Source organism: Hwanghaeella sp. LZ110, assembly GCF_048892525.1.
Taxonomy (GTDB): domain Bacteria; phylum Pseudomonadota; class Alphaproteobacteria; order UBA8366; family Aestuariispiraceae; genus Pacificispira.
Genome location: NZ_JBLZHT010000055.1, coordinates 1 through 365, shown reverse-complemented (window position 1 = coordinate 365; position 365 = coordinate 1). Strand labels below are relative to the sequence as shown.

Here is a 365-nt window from a genome sequence, read left to right as displayed (position 1 = left end):
GTGCCTTGTCGAGGTGGTCCTGATGACATGCCTCTTGAGAAGGCTGTGTCACAGTTCTTCTTGCGCAGTTGTGTTCCTGGAATATCGAAAGCCCAATACCCAAGCCTGTGCTCAGCTTGCCAGGGTGACTGCAGCTGCTCACAAAGCGAACATAGCTATGGCGATGCAGGAGCCTTCCAGTGCATGAAAAAGGGTAATGGAGACGTTGCCTTTATTTGCCACGATGGAATCCCAGAGAATGAGAGACCGGATTACCAGCTGTTGTGCATGGATGGTAGTAAGAAGAGTGTTGAGGATTACAAGGACTGCAACCTCAGCAAAGTGCCGGCCCGTGCTGTCATAGCCCGGATGGATGCCGATTCACA

1 protein-coding gene is annotated in these 365 nt (G+C 51.8%); it reads left to right on the top strand.

The genetic code is table 11. The annotated features are described in order from the left end of the window. Positions 1-183 precede the first annotated feature (183 nt). A partial coding sequence (locus ACOSDM_RS20185) for a hypothetical protein (protein ID WP_420726329.1) occupies positions 184-365 on the top strand: 182 nt, incomplete at its 3' end.